Annotated in this window: 17 protein-coding genes; 7 read left to right on the top strand and 10 right to left on the bottom strand. The window is 39.0% G+C overall.

Features of this window, described 5'->3' with window-relative positions; genetic code table 11:
- Window positions 1-9 precede the first annotated feature (9 nt).
- Entirely contained in the window at window positions 10-423 is a 414-nt protein-coding gene (locus KIM67_RS12955; RefSeq protein WP_213831982.1) for a hypothetical protein, read from the bottom strand.
- A 181-nt stretch (window positions 424-604) separates the two neighbouring features.
- Window positions 605-4,285, bottom strand: a complete 3,681-nt coding sequence (locus KIM67_RS12950; protein ID WP_213831981.1) for a T9SS type A sorting domain-containing protein — start codon at window positions 4,283-4,285, stop codon at window positions 605-607.
- Window positions 4,286-4,479: 194 nt separating this feature from the next.
- Between KIM67_RS12950 and KIM67_RS12945 the strand changes: the two genes are divergently transcribed.
- Both KIM67_RS12945 and KIM67_RS12940 read left to right on the top strand, forming a co-directional pair.
- Window positions 4,480-5,205: a metallophosphoesterase gene (locus KIM67_RS12945; RefSeq protein WP_213831980.1), complete on the top strand. Its 726-nt coding sequence runs from the start codon at window positions 4,480-4,482 to the stop codon at window positions 5,203-5,205.
- A gap of 55 nt (window positions 5,206-5,260) precedes the next feature.
- Entirely contained in the window at window positions 5,261-6,256 is a 996-nt protein-coding gene (locus KIM67_RS12940; protein WP_213831979.1) for an acyl-ACP desaturase, read from the top strand.
- A gap of 28 nt (window positions 6,257-6,284) precedes the next feature.
- Here KIM67_RS12940 and KIM67_RS12935 read toward each other — a convergent pair whose 3' ends face one another.
- From KIM67_RS12935 to KIM67_RS12910, 6 genes are all read right to left on the bottom strand, one after another.
- Window positions 6,285-6,842, bottom strand: coding sequence for a hypothetical protein (locus KIM67_RS12935; protein WP_213831978.1), 558 nt, complete (start codon window positions 6,840-6,842; stop codon window positions 6,285-6,287).
- A gap of 449 nt (window positions 6,843-7,291) precedes the next feature.
- The gene (locus KIM67_RS12930; RefSeq protein WP_213831977.1) at window positions 7,292-8,845 is read right to left on the bottom strand and encodes an aldehyde dehydrogenase family protein; all 1,554 of its coding nucleotides are present in this window, start codon (window positions 8,843-8,845) and stop codon (window positions 7,292-7,294) included.
- Window positions 8,846-8,920: 75 nt separating this feature from the next.
- Complete coding sequence (locus KIM67_RS12925) at window positions 8,921-9,292, bottom strand: DUF1304 domain-containing protein (protein WP_213831976.1); 372 nt, start codon at window positions 9,290-9,292, stop codon at window positions 8,921-8,923.
- A gap of 5 nt (window positions 9,293-9,297) precedes the next feature.
- Window positions 9,298-9,837, bottom strand: a complete 540-nt coding sequence (locus tag KIM67_RS12920; RefSeq protein WP_213831975.1) for a 3-hydroxyanthranilate 3,4-dioxygenase — start codon at window positions 9,835-9,837, stop codon at window positions 9,298-9,300.
- Between the two features lie 119 nt (window positions 9,838-9,956).
- A complete protein-coding gene (locus KIM67_RS12915) occupies window positions 9,957-10,469 on the bottom strand; it encodes a CAP domain-containing protein (RefSeq protein WP_213831974.1) in 513 nt (170 codons plus the stop codon).
- Window positions 10,470-10,656: 187 nt separating this feature from the next.
- Window positions 10,657-11,190 carry a CvpA family protein gene (locus tag KIM67_RS12910; RefSeq protein WP_213831973.1) on the bottom strand — a complete coding sequence of 178 codons (534 nt, stop codon included), beginning with the start codon at window positions 11,188-11,190 and terminating at the stop codon, window positions 10,657-10,659.
- Window positions 11,191-11,251: 61 nt separating this feature from the next.
- On the opposite strand from KIM67_RS12910, the gene KIM67_RS12905 reads away from it, so the two are divergent.
- From KIM67_RS12905 to KIM67_RS12895, 3 genes are all read left to right on the top strand, one after another.
- Window positions 11,252-11,608 carry a hypothetical protein gene (locus KIM67_RS12905; protein ID WP_213831972.1) on the top strand — a complete coding sequence of 119 codons (357 nt, stop codon included), beginning with the start codon at window positions 11,252-11,254 and terminating at the stop codon, window positions 11,606-11,608.
- Complete coding sequence (locus KIM67_RS12900; RefSeq protein ID WP_213831971.1) at window positions 11,609-11,923, top strand: antibiotic biosynthesis monooxygenase; 315 nt, start codon at window positions 11,609-11,611, stop codon at window positions 11,921-11,923.
- Window positions 11,924-12,003: 80 nt separating this feature from the next.
- Window positions 12,004-13,671 carry a glycerol-3-phosphate dehydrogenase/oxidase gene (locus tag KIM67_RS12895; protein ID WP_213831970.1) on the top strand — a complete coding sequence of 556 codons (1,668 nt, stop codon included), beginning with the start codon at window positions 12,004-12,006 and terminating at the stop codon, window positions 13,669-13,671.
- Here KIM67_RS12895 and KIM67_RS12890 read toward each other — a convergent pair.
- Window positions 13,668-14,996: an alpha/beta fold hydrolase gene (locus tag KIM67_RS12890; protein ID WP_213831969.1), complete on the bottom strand. Its 1,329-nt coding sequence runs from the start codon at window positions 14,994-14,996 to the stop codon at window positions 13,668-13,670. The genes KIM67_RS12895 and KIM67_RS12890 overlap by 4 nt on opposite strands.
- 122 nt (window positions 14,997-15,118) lie before the next feature.
- Here KIM67_RS12890 and KIM67_RS12885 point away from each other — a divergent pair, with 122 nt between their 5' ends.
- A complete protein-coding gene (locus KIM67_RS12885) occupies window positions 15,119-15,871 on the top strand; it encodes a LytTR family DNA-binding domain-containing protein (RefSeq protein WP_213831968.1) in 753 nt (250 codons plus the stop codon).
- A 2-nt stretch (window positions 15,872-15,873) separates the two neighbouring features.
- Here KIM67_RS12885 and KIM67_RS12880 read toward each other — a convergent pair whose 3' ends face one another.
- A complete protein-coding gene (locus KIM67_RS12880; RefSeq protein ID WP_213831967.1) occupies window positions 15,874-16,875 on the bottom strand; it encodes an NAD(P)H-dependent glycerol-3-phosphate dehydrogenase in 1,002 nt (333 codons plus the stop codon).
- A gap of 125 nt (window positions 16,876-17,000) precedes the next feature.
- Between KIM67_RS12880 and KIM67_RS12875 the strand changes: the two genes are divergently transcribed.
- Window positions 17,001-17,921, top strand: coding sequence for a nicotinic acid mononucleotide adenyltransferase (locus tag KIM67_RS12875; RefSeq protein ID WP_213831966.1), 921 nt, complete (start codon window positions 17,001-17,003; stop codon window positions 17,919-17,921).
- Window positions 17,922-17,957 lie beyond the last annotated feature (36 nt).

Below are 17,957 nucleotides of genomic sequence, written 5' to 3'. Positions count from 1 at the left end.
AAAAAACTGCTATTCCAATATTTTATGTGCAATAATGGTAAAATAGGTGACAGAAGAATCTTGGCAAAGGGTTTCTTTAGCTTTGGCTTCAATTATAGTTCCAGTCGCCAATGGGTCTGGTTTAAAAAGAAAGGAAACATCCATTTGATGTTTTTTTGGCAGTTTTTGGTTCAAACTGCTTCCCAATTCCATGACCTCTACAACCTCTACCCCAAATACATTTTCTTTTTGGGTGCCACATAGTTCCTTATCGGTTCCTGCCGTTTCAAGAATCTTGATTTTGAACAAAACTTCGCCGGGACCTATTACTTGTTGCTGAGGTATTGTTTGTTCCTCTTCAGTATTTTCTAACAGCGCTATATCTTCAGATTCATTACAAGAATTACTTAAAACGAACAATAGCATAAGGATTATTGGTTTCATAAGTGCTTTACCTTTAAGTATGTACGGAATAATTCAATGATATGGACGTTTAAAAACGTTTGTTTTAAGAATGAGCCTGTCAAAACCGAATATTGATTATCAATACTATAGGTTTTTTGACAGGCCCATTATGATAGTTTAGATTGCTTTCAGGGTTACTTGCCTAAACAAATCAAGGTTATTATCTCTTAATGATTTTAAAATTCTCATTAGTATTAGCCCCCGTTATTTTTACAAAATAAATTCCTGCCGGGCTATTAGATGCATTCCAGATGAAGGGTTTGGAACTGTCTTGATCTAACTTCTCGTACACCATTTGTCCAACCATATTAAAGATTTGTGTACTTACCTTTGTGTCCTCGTTATTTTTTAAGGCAAAATAAAACTCTTCCGTTGATGGATTTGGCCATACAGCAGTGATTACATCGGGTTCAATATTTGCTAAATTTTGGGAAGGTTGCTCTTCAGCTATTCCAGAAGGTGCTATTTCCATGACTGTATCACCTTCGGAACCGTTATCTGCAGTTCCAAAAATCTGAAAAACATGATCCTCTGGAAGACCGCCAAAGACTAATGATTTATTGATCCAATCAACGGCACCTGCGCCAAACAGATCCGCAGTATCCCTAAATAGAGATTCGTTCCCGATCAACCCAGCTTGTGTCAACCAAAACCATTGCGTATTGTTTGGCGCAAAATCAAGATTAGCATAAACGGAAAGCCAATAGGTGCCGGATTCCAATTGAACGGGTTCAGGTAAATCCAGACTAAGATTAGTGTTTGTAGGTGCAGAAGAAACCGTTAAGGCACCACTGTCATACACAACAGGACCTGGAAGACCGCCGTTATTTTCATAGATGACAACCGACGCACTTGTTAAGGATGGATTATTGTTGGCACCACCAAAAGCAACAAGATTGTTTATGGTCCATTGACTTCCTTCAGGGACAATAAAATCGTCTGCTGATTGCAGTAAAGCGCCACCTAAATCCGTAATTAATTGTGAAGGATTACTACTGGTCGGGACATCATTTTGTTCATAAATTGGGAACTCGGTAAGTGTAACCGTGAACCCTTCGGCAACTTGTTCTTTGCCTGAAGTTGCAATAAGCCCAATAGCTGCAGTACCAGCCATATCTGGTGCAAAGGATAATGAGATGATATCCCCGTTTAATTCAGCGGTAACTAAATCAGGATTGGAATTGGTCAATTCTATAGATATTGAACCTCCGGAGGAGCTTACAAATAAATCTTCTACGCTCACTTCCCTATCTGCACTACTTAATGGCAGTTTCAAATCGGGCAATAAATAAGTGGTGCTCAATGAAGCTTCTGGTGAAGAAGTCGCAAAGAACTGGGCGTTATAGATACCATTTCCATGTGCTGCGATGGCAACAAAACCATCTTCTCTTGTCCGTACTTGTGGTACAACAACGTTCCCTACTACAAAAGGTTCTCTAAACCATCTGGTACGCTCTCCGTTTAGCCAAAATGCAACATAGAGACCCGTACTGGTACCTGCATAATACAGGTTATTGTTACCCCCTATGGCAAACCATCTTACGGATGGACCATTTCCGGTCCCATCGCTGTTTTCTTCTAGATTACCACTGATATTCTCCCAAGTTTCACCCGCATTCTTGCTCATGAATATACTTTGGATGTTGTAGTTGGAGAAGACAGCAAAGACTTTATCGGAATTATTGGGGTCTACATACATTTGGTTAATGTTACCACCAGGAAGCCCTTTGCCACTAGAGATATCTACAACAGCTTGGTCATCCAAGTTGGCATTTTCTACCTTATAAATCAAACCGCTTGAGGTTCCGTAGTAAAGTCGATTTGCAACTGGAAACTTAGATACATCCAGTCCGGTAATCAAAGAACCATCTGGAGTTGCAGTTTGTGTTTGTTCCACCCAATTTACCGTTGCTTGCGCATTGGAGAACAGCGGGATTTCATCCAAATTGTTGTTACGCCACATACGGTCGCCCGCAGGCATGTACATGATATTATCGTTGATGGGGTCCAATATGAAAGGAGCTACAAAATCAAAACCAGAGGCTCCGGCAGGCTGTACTCTTGTAAATGATATTTCTTCATTGGCATCGTTAAAGTTGAGCCGGTATACGTTGCCAAATTGCGATGATACATACCTAGTAAGACCTCCATCAGCTATAGCATTATAGGATCCATCACCGCCAAAATCGCTCTCCCATGGATCATTCCCATTGGTGGAGTTGGTAAACCACGATCCATTATCCTGGAAACCGGCTACTACATCTTGGCTATTGCCTTCAGGGTCTATTGCGATTGCGTATGGCTGTGTAGTAATATACCCGTTGTTTAAAGAGGTCCAGCTTACTGGCTCAGTTTCAATGGTAATGTCTTCCGTTACCTGTACACCACCATCATTTCCAGTAATCACCTTATTGGGATTGGAGGGTAAAAAGACCATATTATGCTGATCAGGATGATGATTAGGGTATAGCGCAAAACTATCCGCAAAAGCGGTATAACCACCAATCCAACCTTCACGTCCTGTTGGTGTTGTGTAACCTGTAGTAGATCTGTACAGGTTGGTTCCTCCTAAAAAGACTAAGTCTGGGTTTGTAGGATGTACTTTGATAATCATGTTATAGGCGCCTTGTAAATCCAAATCTCCGGCCCTGCCACCAATATTGGTAGGAAGGTTAACCGTAAGCTCTACCCATTGTTCTTCTGGAGTTTCTGCATCTGCCTGGTATCTCCAAAGAAAGGCCTCTCCAGCATTGCTAAGGTCATAAGAAAAGAAATAAATTCTGTTTTCGTCCGAAGGGTCATATGCCATTACTGTTCTTCCAAAAGATGGAAATATTCCTTCCGGTGTAATGTTGGTCCAGGTATCACCATCTTGTGAGGTAAAGAAGCCTGCATTTTCACCTCCAAAAATGTCTACGGTTCCATAAAGGGTTCCATTTGGTGTAATCATGATTTCGGTCTGACTATCGAATCCGCTTGGAAGTACTTCTTCAAAAGACCTTGCTCCATCTTTAGAACGAAACAGTCCATCAAAAGTAGCGGCATATACATCTCCGTTTGAAGGGTGTACGGCCAGGCTATTTATAATATCAAAAGAAGAAATTGTGGTAACATCGTTATCAGATATGTTGTCCCGCATTTGTATCCAACTTCTTCCATTGTTGAAGGATTTAAAGATTCCCGTTCCTTGATAGAATGCCCCGGTTGCTCCAGCAGAATTACCATACCGTTCTCCAGAAGCATAATACCATACATTACTTCTAAATTTTCTGGGGTCTTGCACAATTGCGGTTATGCTTGGAGATTGCCATTTTCTGGTAACCCTTCGCCAGCTATCACCAGCATTGGTCGAACGCCAGAGCCCGCCGGACACACCTCCAGCAAGAATGGTATTTTCATTTCGTCTGTCCAGTGCTAGGGCACGTGTTCTGCCGCCTACATTTGCGGGGCCACGATTTCGCCAATAAAAGAATCTTTTTTTGGAAACTGCGCTTCCATAACTTTTTGACATTTGCTGTTGAATGTCCGTAGAGTCTATTTTTCCAGAAAAAGCAGCTTCTTTCAGCCGAATGTTATCAGGTATTGTTTTTGTGAAAGGATCTTGTACTTGTCTAAATTCATAGGACAAGCGGTCCATTGCACGATCTCCAACCGCTTTTGGTTTTACACCTGTTGGCCCTTTTTTACTATCATAGAGTTTTGATTGTTTGTAGAGATTGTGGCCTTTTTGAGGTGCGTCGTCGTGAGTGTTTTTAAGGTTCTGTGCCTTTAAGTTCGAAATACTTAAAATAAGGCAGCTGCAGAAAAAAAATGCAGCTCTAGTGAGTAAAGATTTTTTCATATAGTCGAGGTTTAATTGAATAGCCTTTCAATATAACAAAAAACTTAAAGTATTGTTAAAGTGTCCTACAAAAATCGATGAAATACACTATTAATTGTAAACCTAAACCAAAATGGAAATCTACAGTTTTAACTTTATGTTCTTTTTTAATGCAGGGAATCATTTGTTCCGTATAATTGCCCAAAATTTAGTAGATGCGAACACTGGTAGTAGGGGATATTCATTCTGGGATGAGAGCCTTGGAACAACTTTTGGTAAAAGCTGAAGTAAGCACGGATGACCATCTTATTTTTTTGGGGGATTATGTAGACGGGTGGAGCACAGCGGTAGAAACCGTTGATTTTCTCATTTATTTAAAAAAAGAGTTCAACTGTACATTTATCCGTGGTAACCATGATGAACTCTGCAGAGAGTGGTTATTGACCAAAAAGGAGAATCCCCAATGGTTGGCCCATGGTGGAAAGGCTACGAGGGATTCTTATTTGGGTGTGAAAAAAGAAAAATGGGAAGAACATTTGGAATTTTATGCCCAGTTACAAAACTATCATCTGGATGTCAATAACAGACTTTACCTTCATGCAGGTTATACCAATCTTAAGGGAGTGGATTATGAATACTTTCACCAAACCTTTTACTGGGACCGCACATTATGGGAAATGGCACAAGCATTAAATCCTGAATTAAACCCTGAAGATGAAAACTTTCCAAAACGATTGATTCACTACAAAGAAATCTTTATTGGTCACACACCAGTTTCAAAGAAAGAACAGGTACCTCCTAAAAACAGGGCGAATATTTGGAATGTAGATACGGGTGCTGCTTTTATGGGTGCATTGACTTTGTTGGATGCGGAAACGAAAGCGTTTTGGCAAAGTGATCCTGTACATACTTTCTACGAAGGAGAAACAGGAAGAAACTAGAACAAATCCACGCTTTATTGAATTTTAATGAAGACCTTTACTTAAAAGATATGCTATGTCGTTAAAAAATATAAGATTAGAAGTAATGCAAGCTATAGAACCAAAAGTGAAGGGTTTTATGGATTCATTTTTGGTGCCCATAGAGGAAATATGGCAACCGAGCGATTTTTTGCCAGATTCCCAAAGTGATAAGTTCTTTACTGAAACAGAACAAATACGAGAAGAGGCCAAGGAACTTGGCTATGATTTTTGGGTTACGCTTGTAGCCGATACCATAACGGAAGAAGCTTTGCCAACCTATGAATCTTGGTTAATGGATGTTGAAGGAATAGATCAGCACAACGGTAAAGAAAATGGATGGAGCAAATGGGTGAGGGCATGGACAGCAGAAGAGAATAGACATGGCGATGTGCTCAACAAATATCTGTATCTATCCGGAAGGGTCAATATGCGGGAGATTGAAATTACCACCCAACATTTAATTGCTGACGGATTTGATATTGGTACGGATAGAGACCCCTACAAAAACTTTGTTTACACTACATTTCAAGAATTGGCTACCAATATCTCACACAAGCGTGTGGGCAAAATGGCAAAACAAAAAGGAAATGCCGTCTTAGGAAAAATGTGCAACATCATAGCTGGGGATGAGATGAGACACCATCTGGCCTATCGCGAGTTTGTAAAGACGATTTTGGGACAAGACCCCAGTGGAATGGTTAATGCCTTTGCCGACATGATGAAGAAAAAAATTGTAATGCCTGCTCATTTTTTAAGAGAATCTGGGGATAGTATCGGAGCTGCTTTTGAACTTTTTTCCAACTGTGCACAACGACTTGGAGTTTACACGGCGCAAGATTACATTGAAATTCTTAAAAAGTTGAATGACTATTGGGAAGTAGGAAATTTAAGAGGGCTTTCTGACCAAGCGGAAAAAGCTCGTGATTATTTGATGAAATTACCAGACCGACTTCAAAGAATCTCGGAACGCATGCAATTTGGTCAAGACCAATATAAATTTAAATGGGTCGAGGCCAACGGAACTTTGTAATCGACATTTTTTATTTTAAATACATAAATCAGAATTTACCTGATTTGTGCTTGTCCTGCCATTTGGCCAATTCTTTCCACTGTCCCTCGTAAGCCATTTTGGCTTGCATGGGCCAAGATGCAGGGTCATGAATTCTGTATCGGTCACCTCCAGAGTTCAATACTTCTTGGCACTTATCTGTGGAAGTTTCGGATAGAGCCTTCCAAGTTTTTATTTCAAAATTATGGAACAGTCCTTCAATTTTAGGACCTATACCTTCCACTATCTTCAAATCATCTTCTTTTACTTTTTTTCCTAGCGCTTTTTTTGCAACATCTTTATCAAAACCCAATGTAATGGGTTCAGAAATAGCTGGGGCAGAATCAGCTTGTTTTTTAGGGGTTTTTGAGATATTAAGCCTTTTTGTGCAAATTTCTAGGTCTGCCTTCAACTTTGCATTTTGAACCTCTAAGGCATTGATGTCTGAAGAATAATCTACAGAAGGGACGTTTTTCCCTTTCCCAATAAGATATCCTAGAATACCAGCGAAAATTCCAACCAATATTGGGATGATCCAAAGCCAAATATCAAAATCTTCAAAATTCATTTTTTTAGTGTTTTGGTTAAACTTTTAGTTGAGAATTGTATTAGCCATTATTTTGTTTATTGATGCCTTGATCGTTTTTAAAAGCAGTACCCTCGATAACCGAGGGCAATCCTTTCAGAACACCAAAGTATTAAAAAAATGTTAAAAAAAGAATTTAAAGCGAAGAATACAAGGTTATTAAGGGATTATAACTTGAAAGATGAAGATTTCTCAAAACTGAAGATGTGCATAAAAATACCAACCATACACTTTTTAAGACCAATGATACTAGAGTGTCTAAATTCTTGTAGAAATATGCTGAAATTTGAAATAAATATTAGGTAAAAAACCCTATTTCTCCCGACAAAGATCCGGCATTGAAATAGGGTTTGATTTAAGTTTGAGTTAGTTAGTTAAATTGTTTGAAAGGCTGTCTATTTTGTGTTCATCCAGAATAGCGGCCTTTTCTCTTACAAATCAAATTTAATGCCTTGTGCCAAGGGCAGCTCTGTGGTGTAATTTATAGTGTTTGTTTGCCTTCTCATATAAACTTTCCAAGCATCAGAACCACTTTCTCGCCCGCCACCTGTCTCTTTTTCACCGCCAAAGGCTCCACCAATCTCCGCTCCCGAAGTACCGATATTTACATTTGCAATACCGCAATCACTCCCAGATGCGGATAGAAAGCGTTCGGCTTCACGCAGGTTATTGGTCATGATTGCCGAAGAAAGCCCTTGTACTACTCCATTTTGCTGTGCAATGGCATTTTCTATTCCACCAGAATATTTCAAAACATACAAAATAGGCGCAAAGGTTTCTTCTTGGACTATTTTAAACGAATTGTCGGCTTCAACAATAGCAGGTTTTACGTAACATCCACTTTCATAACCGTCACCAACCAAAACGCCTCCTTCAATTAAAACACTTCCGCCTTCTGCTTTAGCTTTTTCTAAAGCACTGTTGTACATTTTTACAGCTTCAGTATCTATTAGTGGACCTACATGGTTGTTTTCATCCAAAGGATTCCCAATTCTAAGTTGTTTATAAGCATCGGTTACAGCATTTTTCACTTGATCATAAACAGATTCATGAACGATCAAGCGTCTTGTTGATGTACAACGTTGTCCTGCGGTTCCCACGGCTCCAAAAACCGCTCCTATTACGGTCATTTTAATATCTGCATCTGGGGTAACAATAATAGCATTGTTGCCCCCTAGTTCCAATAAAGATTTTCCTAACCTTGCAGCGACTGCTTTTGCTACAATTTTTCCCATACGTATGGAGCCAGTTGCTGAGACCAACGGAATTCTATTATCGCTGGTCATCAACTCACCTACTTTGTAATCGCCATTAATTAGACAAGAAATGCCTTCGGGAAGGTTATTTTCTTTTAAGACTTGCGTTATTATATTTTGGCAAGCGACACCACATAAAGGTGTTTTTTCTGATGGTTTCCAAATACATACATCGCCACAAACCCAAGCTAGTGCCGTATTCCATGCCCAAACTGCCACTGGAAAATTAAAAGCGGAAATAATCCCTACCACGCCCAGGGGATGGTACTGTTCGTACATTCTATGGCCTGGTCTTTCAGAATGCATGGTCAATCCGTGCAATTGTCTTGAAAGTCCTACAGCAAAATCACAGATATCTATCATTTCCTGAACTTCGCCCAATCCTTCCTGATACGATTTCCCCATTTCATAGGAAACCAATTTTCCAAGAGGTTCTTTAAGTTCACGAAGCTTTTCCCCAAATTGTCTTACAATTTCACCTCGTAGTGGAGCGGGTTTTAAACGCCAATCTTTAAAAGCAGAAGTAGCGGCATCCATTACTTTACCATAATCGGCTTCGGTCGTAGTTTTTACTTTCCCAATGAGTGTCCCATCTACAGGGGAATAGGAAGAGATTGTTTCACCAGACCCAAAATTCTTGGTACCTGTGGATGTACCTTCGTTTATTTCACTTAGCCCTAATTGTTTTAGTGCTTCGTGTATTCCAAAAGCTGTTGCAATATTTGACATTTATAACTTTTTATGCGTGAATTGTTATATTTTTTCAAAACTACGAATAATCCTGATGTACCGAGTAGGGATTTTTCAAATGAAATAATGAAACAAAAGCGAGAGAATACCAAAAATTGCCGGAACTGCCTGTACCATAAATATTTTTTTGGAAACGGAATATGCACCATAAACCCCAGCGACTACAACACAACCAAGAAAAAATAAGGCTACATAGATTTGCCAATCTGGATTTTGGATAAATAAGGACCATAACAACCCGGCCGCTAAAAAGCCATTGTACAACCCTTGGTTGGCTGCCATGGCCTTGGTTGGCTCAAACAAATCTTGTGGAAACTTGCGAAATACTTTTCTCCCTTTCGTGGTCCACGCGAACATCTCTAGCCATAAAAAGTAAAAATGTAGAACGGCTACGAGGACGATAAAAACTTTTGCAACGTAAATCATAGTGATTATTCTTTAGCTATAAATCGTTCATCAACTGGCATTACGGTTCCACAATTATCACATGTACGTAGTGCTTCAGAATTGTAAAAATGCTTAAAGTGACTCAGAAAATCTTTTTCAATATCATGCAGTGTAAAATAGGCTTCATAGAGTTTGTTATTGCAATTATCACAAAACCACAATAGACCGTCGTCCACATTCATATGATTGCGCTTTCTTTCAACAACAAGTCCGATGGAACCCTCATAACGCACAGGGGAATGTGGAACCTTAGCAGGATGGAGATACATATCTCCCGGGCCCAATTTCATGGTTTTTTTCTGCCCGTCTTCCTGAATGTGGACTTCTATATTTCCTTCCAACTGATAAAATAGCTCTTCGGTTTCGTTATAATGATAATCTTTACGCGCATTAGGACCGGCAACAATCATCACAATATAGTCTCCAGCATCTTTATAAAGATTTTTATTGCCTACAGGGGGTTTAAGCGTATCACGGTTTTCCGCTACCCATTTGTTAAGATTGAAAGGAGCTTTTATGGCCATATTCAAAGAATTTAAGGAAAGGTATAAAAAACCTTTGGTGCTGCATAGGGCATTTAATAAAAAAGCCCTTGCAGGGCAAGAGCTTCAATCATTTGGGCACTATATTTCTTCCTATAACGTTATTTCACCTTCATAAAAATCTGGGTAAAATAAGGTCTACCTTCTTTATCAAGCTGCACACTTAAAACGGTATGGGTATAATCTCCTTCAATAGTTGTTTTGTGCGAAGAACTTTTCAACCAGCCATCCAATGTAGATTGTGCAGTAGCATAATGTCTTGCTACATTTTCGCCAATATCCACAGCATTTATTTCACTTGCTATTTTGGAAGCTCTGGAATCAAAATTATCATGGCTCAATTTGTTTTGACCGATCATGTAAACGTTATGATCCTTTGCATACTTATAGGAAGATGTACTGGACTGTAGTTTGGTAGCTCCTGTTTCTGCTCTGTATTGATTGATCAAATCAAGAAGATCTTTTTCCATTTTCGTGGCATCTACAACGACTTTTTCGCTTTCGCCCAAACCTTCGGTTAAAATGCCTTCCTCTTCAACTGATGCACTTTTACTGCACGTGGTGAGTGCTATGGCTAGCGCCACGACACACATAGTGTAATATCTTTTTTTCATTTTCAGGGGTACTGGTAGAAATCTGTTCTAAGGATTTCCTGTGTTCTGGAAACTAAACTATGGAGGGGCGATAGCTCGACCATAAAAGTTCTATAGGATTCAGAATAATCCGATAAGTGGCAAATTTGAATCCCTTGGATCGATGAATGGTAAATGCGACTTCCTTTTATCGATAAAAAGAATCCGTTTATAGGGACGATGAACCTTCTTGATTATCAAACTCATTGGACGTCTCTATTTTATCTTGGAGCACAAGTCCAAAAACGATAGCCCCAATTTCCTTTACGGGTTCGTAAAAGATGGATTCTTTCTTTGTGTCCTCATTGATAAAGTTGAAAGATGAATTGAGTCTTTCGAAAAAAACCAATAATGCACCTATTATAATAGCAACCTTTAAGGCTCCAAAAATACCGCCAGCGATTTTGTTCAAAAGGCCTAGCATGGCAAAATCGGCAATTTTGGTCAAGAACTTACCAGCAAAATGAACCAATAGAACAATGGCAAAGAAAGTAATGAGAAAAGCGGCAATTTTTAGATAGCGCTCACTCCAGTTCATGTTTTCTGCAAGATAATCCCCAGCAATGTAGGAGAAATGTATTGCTCCATAAATACCTGCTATAAGTGCCACTAGAGAAGCTATCTCAACAAAAAGTCCATTTTTAAGACCTTTGTAAAGACCCCATACTAAAAGTATACCTATAACAATATCCAAAAAGCTCATATACAGGTTTTCAACAAATATAGGATATTGATTTGTACCTTTGAAGCTTCTAAAAAAGCACATGTCTAGAGACGAAAAACTCAAGGAAAGATGGGATTTGTTAGTGGATAAACTGTCGAATCAGTTCTCTGATGGCGACCCCTTGGAGATTGACGGGATCATCTACTTGGTAGGGGTGCAGGAATTGGGTAATTTTCATAGAAGCTTTAAAAAAGATGAGAAAGTTAACCTGATGCATATTGCCATTTGTAGATTGCTGGAACCTTATGGATATTATGATTTTGATTTCTTTGATGAGGACGGTTGGCCACATTACAAAGTCAAAGAGCAGTTACCACCTTTAAAAGCAGGAGAGCAATCTGTTTTAATGAAAGAAGCCTTGGTTCAATACTTTCTTGAAAAAAAATACATAAGCTAAATGGAGCTGCAAAAACCATACTATGCGGTAATTTTCACAAGCAAACGAACGGAAGGTGATGATGGGTATGCAGAAATGGCATCAAAGATGGAAGCGCTAGCTCGTCAACAGCCGGGTTTTTTAGATTTTGAAAGTGCCAGAGATGGCTTGGGCATAACCATAAGTTATTGGGAGAGTTTGAGGGCCATTGCTGACTGGAAATCAAATATAGAGCATCAGTTTGCACAGCAAAAAGGGATAAAAGATTGGTATTCTTGGTATAAGGTCAGAGTTTGTTTGGTAGAGCGAGAGTACGATTTTTCCAAACAGATTTAATGCAAACTTAATTCAACAGCACTGTAAACGTTTACATTTTGTGTAATTTTGACAATTACGTTTTACAAATTGCTATACATATGAAAGAGAATATGCGATTTTCCAATCTGGATAGAACAGCGACCATCCAAAGAATTTCCAAAGAACAGTTTGACCTTGTTGTCATAGGAGGTGGAATTACCGGAGGTGGAATTGCGCTGGATGCGGCTTCAAGAGGAATGAAGGTGGCCTTATTGGAGAAAGGCGATTTTGCTTCTGGAACAAGCAGTAAATCTACCAAACTTATTCATGGTGGTCTAAGATATTTAAAGCAGTTCGATTTTTGGTTGGTTAAGGAAGTTGGTTCCGAAAGGGCCATTGTGCACAAGTTAGCGCCGCATTTAGTACTTCCGGAGAAAATGCTCTTGCCACTTATTGAAGGAGGCTCTTATGGAAAATGGCTGACATCCATTGGTCTAAAAGTGTATGATATTCTTGCACAGGTTACAGGGGATGACAAAAGACAGATGTTGGAGAAAAAAGAGGCTCTAAAACTAGAACCATTGCTTCCAAAGAAAATATTAAATGGTGCGGGGTATTATGCAGAATACAGAACGGATGATTCACGACTGACCATTGAAAATATAAAGACAAGCCTTAAACACGGCGCCGAAGCGTTGAACTATGCAAAAGTGACAGGCTTCCTTTACGAAGACGATAAGGTGGCCGGGGTCACTGTAAACGATGAAGCCACAGGGGAAGCGTTTACAATTAAATCAAAATATGTCATTAGCGCAGCAGGGCCTTGGGTAGATGAACTCAGGAGCGTAAATAACTCAAAAAAAGGGAAACGTTTACACTTGACAAAGGGGGTTCATCTGGTTTTTCCTAGAGAGAAGCTCCCTGTAAGACAGTCGGTGTATTTTGATATTCCGGATGGTAGGATGATGTTTGCCATTCCAAGGGGTAAAATCACCTACGTAGGTACAACGGATACCAATTTTAATTTGGATAAGGACAATATTAAAACCGATTTAGCGGATGCCATTTATTTGATTTCTGCTGTCAATAATATGTTTCCGGATATTAATTTGGAGATGGAAGATATCATCTCATCTTGGGCAGGTCTACGACCGTTGATTCATGAAGAAGGAAAATCAGCCTCCGAACTTTCCAGAAAAGACGAAATTTTCACATCGGATACCGGACTGGTAAGTATTGCCGGGGGTAAACTTACAGGTTATCGTAAGATGGCGGAACGCGTAGTGAACAGGATAACCAAAAAAATGGAAGAAGAAGAGAAATTGACCTTCAAACCTTGCACCACAGATAAGATTGCACTTTGCGGAAGTGATTTCAAAAAATTCAAACATGTAAAAAAATATATTGATGAGGTTTTTGAGCGTATTAAGACCGATAGATTTACAGCTTACGATGCTTGGTATTTGGTAACCAACTATGGAAAACAAACTGAAGCTATCTTAGAAAACTATGCTGAGTTAAAGCAAGAAGATGTTTCCTTAAAAATGCTTCTTGCCGAAGTGCGGTTTTCTATTGCCCATGAAATGGCGTTAAACCCGATGGATTTCTTTATTAGAAGAACGGGAAGGCTATATTTCGATATTGAAAGTGTTCGTAAATACATGCAACCTGTTCTCGATGAATTCAAAAACGCATACAATTACGACGATGCTCAAATACTTTTTTTTAAGGAAAAGCTGGAAGAAGAATTGGATTCCCATTCCAACTTTTCTCTTGAAAGGGTTTAAACGGTCGATTCAACAATTTCCTGTGCCCATTTTATAATAAGGTTTATGGTGCCCTCATCCCATTTGCCAGGTTTTCCTTCAAAAGAATCCTTTGGACTTTTGTGTATGGTATTCCAATGGTCTAAATCAGGATACTCGTAGAGAATATGGTCTTTATGTCCATTGCGTTCCAATACTTCAATAATCATTTTATTATCAAACTCGGACATGATCCAATCGTTGGTGCCCCTTAAAATTCGAACAGGAACTGTTACTTTTTCCCATTCTCCGGCAAGGTCAAAATCTTGTAGCTGCTGGTAATATGCCATTGAGCGTCCATACATATGCTCTGGGGAATGATAGTTATAATCGGCAAGAGCTGGATAATCATCGATTACTTCCTGATAGCTCTGCTTTTTTATGAGCATGCCATGATACAATGGAATATAGTACTTGTTCATTTTTTCAACAATTTGGGATTCGGTATTACCTTTAAAACTTAAAATGCGGCGTTCAATCTCCAGCATATGCTCGTACCATGTTTTAAAGAAGGTTCCATCAGAAATAATCCCGGCCAGATTAAATTCATTGGCGAGTAACGGCGCCAATGCGCTTCCCATGCTGGAGCCGTAGACAACAATTCTTGAAGGGTCCACGTAGGATTTTGATTTTAAGTTTTTGATTGCCGCCCTATAACCTTCCAAATCCATTAAAAAATCTGAAGTACTGCAATCACCTTCGCTATCACCAACGCCCGGTTTTTCAACACGCATGACCACCATACCGGATTTTTCCACCAAATCCTTGATGGTCTGCCCCCAATTATTGCCCCTACGACCGCTATACGTTTCAATACTGGAACAGCTTAGACCTCCGATTAAGACCACGGCGGGCTGTTTTCCTGTTTTTTTAGGTTTGGTTATGATCGTTCTTTGTGTAATACCATAGGTACTTGTCACCTCTTCATAAAAAGTATCGATTCCTTTATGCTCTTCCTTACCCAATGGATTGAACGTTACATTGGCTTCAACAATTTGGGTGTCCCGTATAACTTTGATTTTTGTATCTACGGCGCCCCTTAGGCCGTAAGAAACATCGCTCCAGACATCCGCATCTTTCAATGGAACATCATTGACTTCAACAAGGATGTCATTAGGTAAGAAGCCAGCTTTTGCAAGAGGGCTATTCTCATCAATGTCAATAATGGTAGCTCCGGGCACACCGTTTGCAGGACTATTTATTTTAGCCCCCCAAGAGGTCCTTCTTCCCAATTGTTGGGCATTGGTAGAAATTGATGACAAAATGACCACGATAAGAAAAGAGCATAAGCTACATGTAAGTTTCATACAAAGAATTTAAATTTTCTTTAAAATTAGATTGCCTATTTTTAGCTATCTGGTAATTTATACGTATGAACCTGTTTATTATACGAACTTACCGTGTAGAATGATTTGAATTTTTGGTTATCATGAAATCCGCCAACAGATTTTATCTCTTTAATTCAAGAATTGCCACCCATGGTATTTTTTGGAGTCTCTATTATGTTCTTTTTGGACTGATTTGGGTAAACGACAAAGGATATCTGGCATCCTTTTATTTGGAATTTATACTGCTGCCCATTCGAATCTTTGCTGTTTACACAACCATCTATTTTTTATTGCCCCGTTATTTGTTGAAGCGAAATTTTGTAGCTTTTTTTACTGGCTATGCCATAACCTTGCTATTGGGAGGAATACTACAAAGGATTTTCATCCATCTGTTTTATGAGAAATTACTTTTAAATGACTCCAGTACGGGATTATTTCATGTTATGTCATTGGTAAGGGCAATTATATTGATCAATACGACAGTCCTATTTATTCTTAGTGTTAAGTTGTTTCAATTGTGGGCGGTTGAGAATGAAAAAAACAAAGGATTGGAAAACGAGATTTTAGAAATACGATCTAACCGTAGAACGCATCGCATACCCACTAAAAACATCCTTTTCGTAGAAGGCCTCGGAAATTATGTAACCTATCATTTGGAGGATAAATCGAGAATAACAAGTTATGGTAGCATAAAGGGAGCGCTGCAACTTTTGCCAAAAAATTTTAGAAGGGTTCATAAGTCTTACATCGTCAACAAAGCTCATATAAAATCTTATGATGCCATGACGATAGACATACAGGACAATTCCATTCCCAGAGGCAAAAGCATATCCGATGAGGTACTTCTCAATTAGTCTTAATCCAATTTTTCGGTTAATTTATTAAAGACTTTTTTCGGATTTTTCTCTTCGTAAAGTACTTTGTACACTGCGCTGATGATTGGTGTTCTTGATTTTTTCGCGCGCTTCTCGTTTAAAAAATAGGCACTCTTGGTGGCGTAGTACCCCTCAGCGACCATATTCATTTCCATCATGGCACTCTTCACCGTATACCCTTTGCCGATCATATTCCCGAACATTCGGTTTCGGCTAAAGGTGGAATATCCTGTAACCAACAAATCACCCAAATATGCTGAATTATTGATATTGCGCTTCATTTTATAAACACCATCAATAAAACCTTTCATTTCCCTGATAGCGTTGCTCATTAGAACACTTTGAAAGTTATCTCCATATCCTAATCCGTGTGCAATTCCAGCAGCAATGGCATAGATGTTCTTTAACATGGCGGCATACTCGGTGCCTATGATATCATCGGAGATTTTTGTGCGTATGTAATGGCTTTTCAGTTGGTCGGCGACTAATTCAGCTTTATCAGAATCGGCACAAGCTATAGTGAGATAGGATAAACGTTCCATGGCCACTTCCTCAGCATGGCAAGGCCCGGTGATAACCCCTATATTTTTAAAAGGGATTTGATACATATCGTGAAAATGCTCGCCTACGATCAAACCACTTTCGGGTACAATGCCCTTTATAGCGGAAAAAACTATTTTATCTTCCAAGGAGGCCGTTAATTTTTTGAGTTCACTCTCCAAAAAAGCAGAGGGAATCGCAAATATCAAGATATCGGAAGCTTCAATAATTGTATTCATATCATTGCTGAGTTGCAATCTTGAAACATCGAATTCTGCAGAACTTATGTAATTTGGATTGTGCCCTTCTCTCTCTAAATGTTCAATGGCAGATACACTTCGCATATACCATGCAACATTCTCCAAGTTTTCAGAAAGCATTTTTACAATAGCTGTTCCCCAACTACCGCCGCCCAAAACTCCAAACCTAAGTTTTCTTTCCATTCGTCAAATTTAGCTGGCAAAGCTAAACAATATATCAATTTTAATATTAAATACTGATTATCAAAAAGTTATAATTTTTGGCATGGTGCTTGGTTTTAATTGATCGAACCCAAAAACCAAAGCGTATGAAAAATGCAAAACTACTATTCGGAATTTTATTCATTGGGCTTTTAGCAAGTTCATGTTATACAGAAGTTATAATTGAAGATGACTTTATCGAAGAGTCGCCTTTGAACACAGCATTGGTATTGGAATCGTACGACTTATGGTATGTGGATATCAACGCAACGGGAGGGAATGGGGAGGTGCCTTTTTTACAACGCGCTTTCACGGTTTCTTTTAACAGAGGTATTCTGTACGCCAATAACAACATCGTGGGTATTGGAAAAACAGGGAATGGATTGGGAATAGATGTTGGTTCTTATGGAACATTGAACGGTGTTGTCGAAATCGATCATGATATTGACCGACTTTGGCTATTAGACGTTTTTGCAGTAAATAACAATACATTGGAGCTGTACGATTCACGCTCGGATACGTCATATATTCTAAGAGGATTTCAACGAAACAATTTTGATTATGATATGGTGTTTTATGATAATATCAATTATTTCCTTCAAGAATATAGTGCATGGGAAAAAACATTCACCAGTGAATTAGGAGTGTTGAACGAGTTCGATAATGAAAATTATCTTCAGTTCCTATCCGATGCAAATGATGGATTCTTTAGGTCTTCTGTGGATAATATAGGAATCCCTTTGGCGAATTTGCAATGGGACTATGAAGGTGACTATAGGGTGTTCGATGTAGCCAATGACACAACACTCAAAACTTTAACACTGGATTATGACTTCTTGGGCAATGATTATTTTGAGCTTTACGTTATTGATGATAGTACAATTGAATTGTACCATGTTGCAAGTGGAACGACGTATGAGTTTACAGGAAGAGGATATACGCAATATTTAAAATCGAGTTCTGCTGTTGGTAAGAAACGTTCAAAGGTTAAAAACTCCATAATGAACGTAACTCGACAGAAAAAATAGTAAGGAATAAGAATAGTGTTCGACTATTTAAACAAG

Origin of the sequence: Flagellimonas sp. 389 (genome assembly GCF_018449435.1) — a bacterium.
In the GTDB taxonomy this organism is placed as follows: domain Bacteria; phylum Bacteroidota; class Bacteroidia; order Flavobacteriales; family Flavobacteriaceae; genus Flagellimonas.
The sequence above is the reverse complement of the archived record's forward strand: the minus strand, read 5'-3'. Positions and strand labels throughout refer to the sequence as shown.

Bases quoted from the DNA above. Each gene is read 5' to 3' on its own strand.
- KIM67_RS12955 (WP_213831982.1), bottom strand. From the start codon at position 423: ATGAAACCAATAATCCTTATGCTATTGTTCGTTTTAAGTAATTCTTGT.
- KIM67_RS12950 (WP_213831981.1), bottom strand. From the start codon at position 4,285: ATGAAAAAATCTTTACTCACTAGAGCTGCATTTTTTTTCTGCAGCTGC.
- KIM67_RS12945 (WP_213831980.1), top strand. From the start codon at position 4,480: ATGCGAACACTGGTAGTAGGGGATATTCATTCTGGGATGAGAGCCTTG.
- KIM67_RS12940 (WP_213831979.1), top strand. From the start codon at position 5,261: ATGTCGTTAAAAAATATAAGATTAGAAGTAATGCAAGCTATAGAACCA.
- KIM67_RS12935 (WP_213831978.1), bottom strand. From the start codon at position 6,842: ATGAATTTTGAAGATTTTGATATTTGGCTTTGGATCATCCCAATATTG.
- KIM67_RS12930 (WP_213831977.1), bottom strand. From the start codon at position 8,845: ATGTCAAATATTGCAACAGCTTTTGGAATACACGAAGCACTAAAACAA.
- KIM67_RS12925 (WP_213831976.1), bottom strand. From the start codon at position 9,292: ATGATTTACGTTGCAAAAGTTTTTATCGTCCTCGTAGCCGTTCTACAT.
- KIM67_RS12920 (WP_213831975.1), bottom strand. From the start codon at position 9,837: ATGGCCATAAAAGCTCCTTTCAATCTTAACAAATGGGTAGCGGAAAAC.
- KIM67_RS12915 (WP_213831974.1), bottom strand. From the start codon at position 10,469: ATGAAAAAAAGATATTACACTATGTGTGTCGTGGCGCTAGCCATAGCA.
- KIM67_RS12910 (WP_213831973.1), bottom strand. From the start codon at position 11,190: ATGAGCTTTTTGGATATTGTTATAGGTATACTTTTAGTATGGGGTCTT.
- KIM67_RS12905 (WP_213831972.1), top strand. From the start codon at position 11,252: ATGTCTAGAGACGAAAAACTCAAGGAAAGATGGGATTTGTTAGTGGAT.
- KIM67_RS12900 (WP_213831971.1), top strand. From the start codon at position 11,609: ATGGAGCTGCAAAAACCATACTATGCGGTAATTTTCACAAGCAAACGA.
- KIM67_RS12895 (WP_213831970.1), top strand. From the start codon at position 12,004: ATGAAAGAGAATATGCGATTTTCCAATCTGGATAGAACAGCGACCATC.
- KIM67_RS12890 (WP_213831969.1), bottom strand. From the start codon at position 14,996: ATGAAACTTACATGTAGCTTATGCTCTTTTCTTATCGTGGTCATTTTG.
- KIM67_RS12885 (WP_213831968.1), top strand. From the start codon at position 15,119: ATGAAATCCGCCAACAGATTTTATCTCTTTAATTCAAGAATTGCCACC.
- KIM67_RS12880 (WP_213831967.1), bottom strand. From the start codon at position 16,875: ATGGAAAGAAAACTTAGGTTTGGAGTTTTGGGCGGCGGTAGTTGGGGA.
- KIM67_RS12875 (WP_213831966.1), top strand. From the start codon at position 17,001: ATGAAAAATGCAAAACTACTATTCGGAATTTTATTCATTGGGCTTTTA.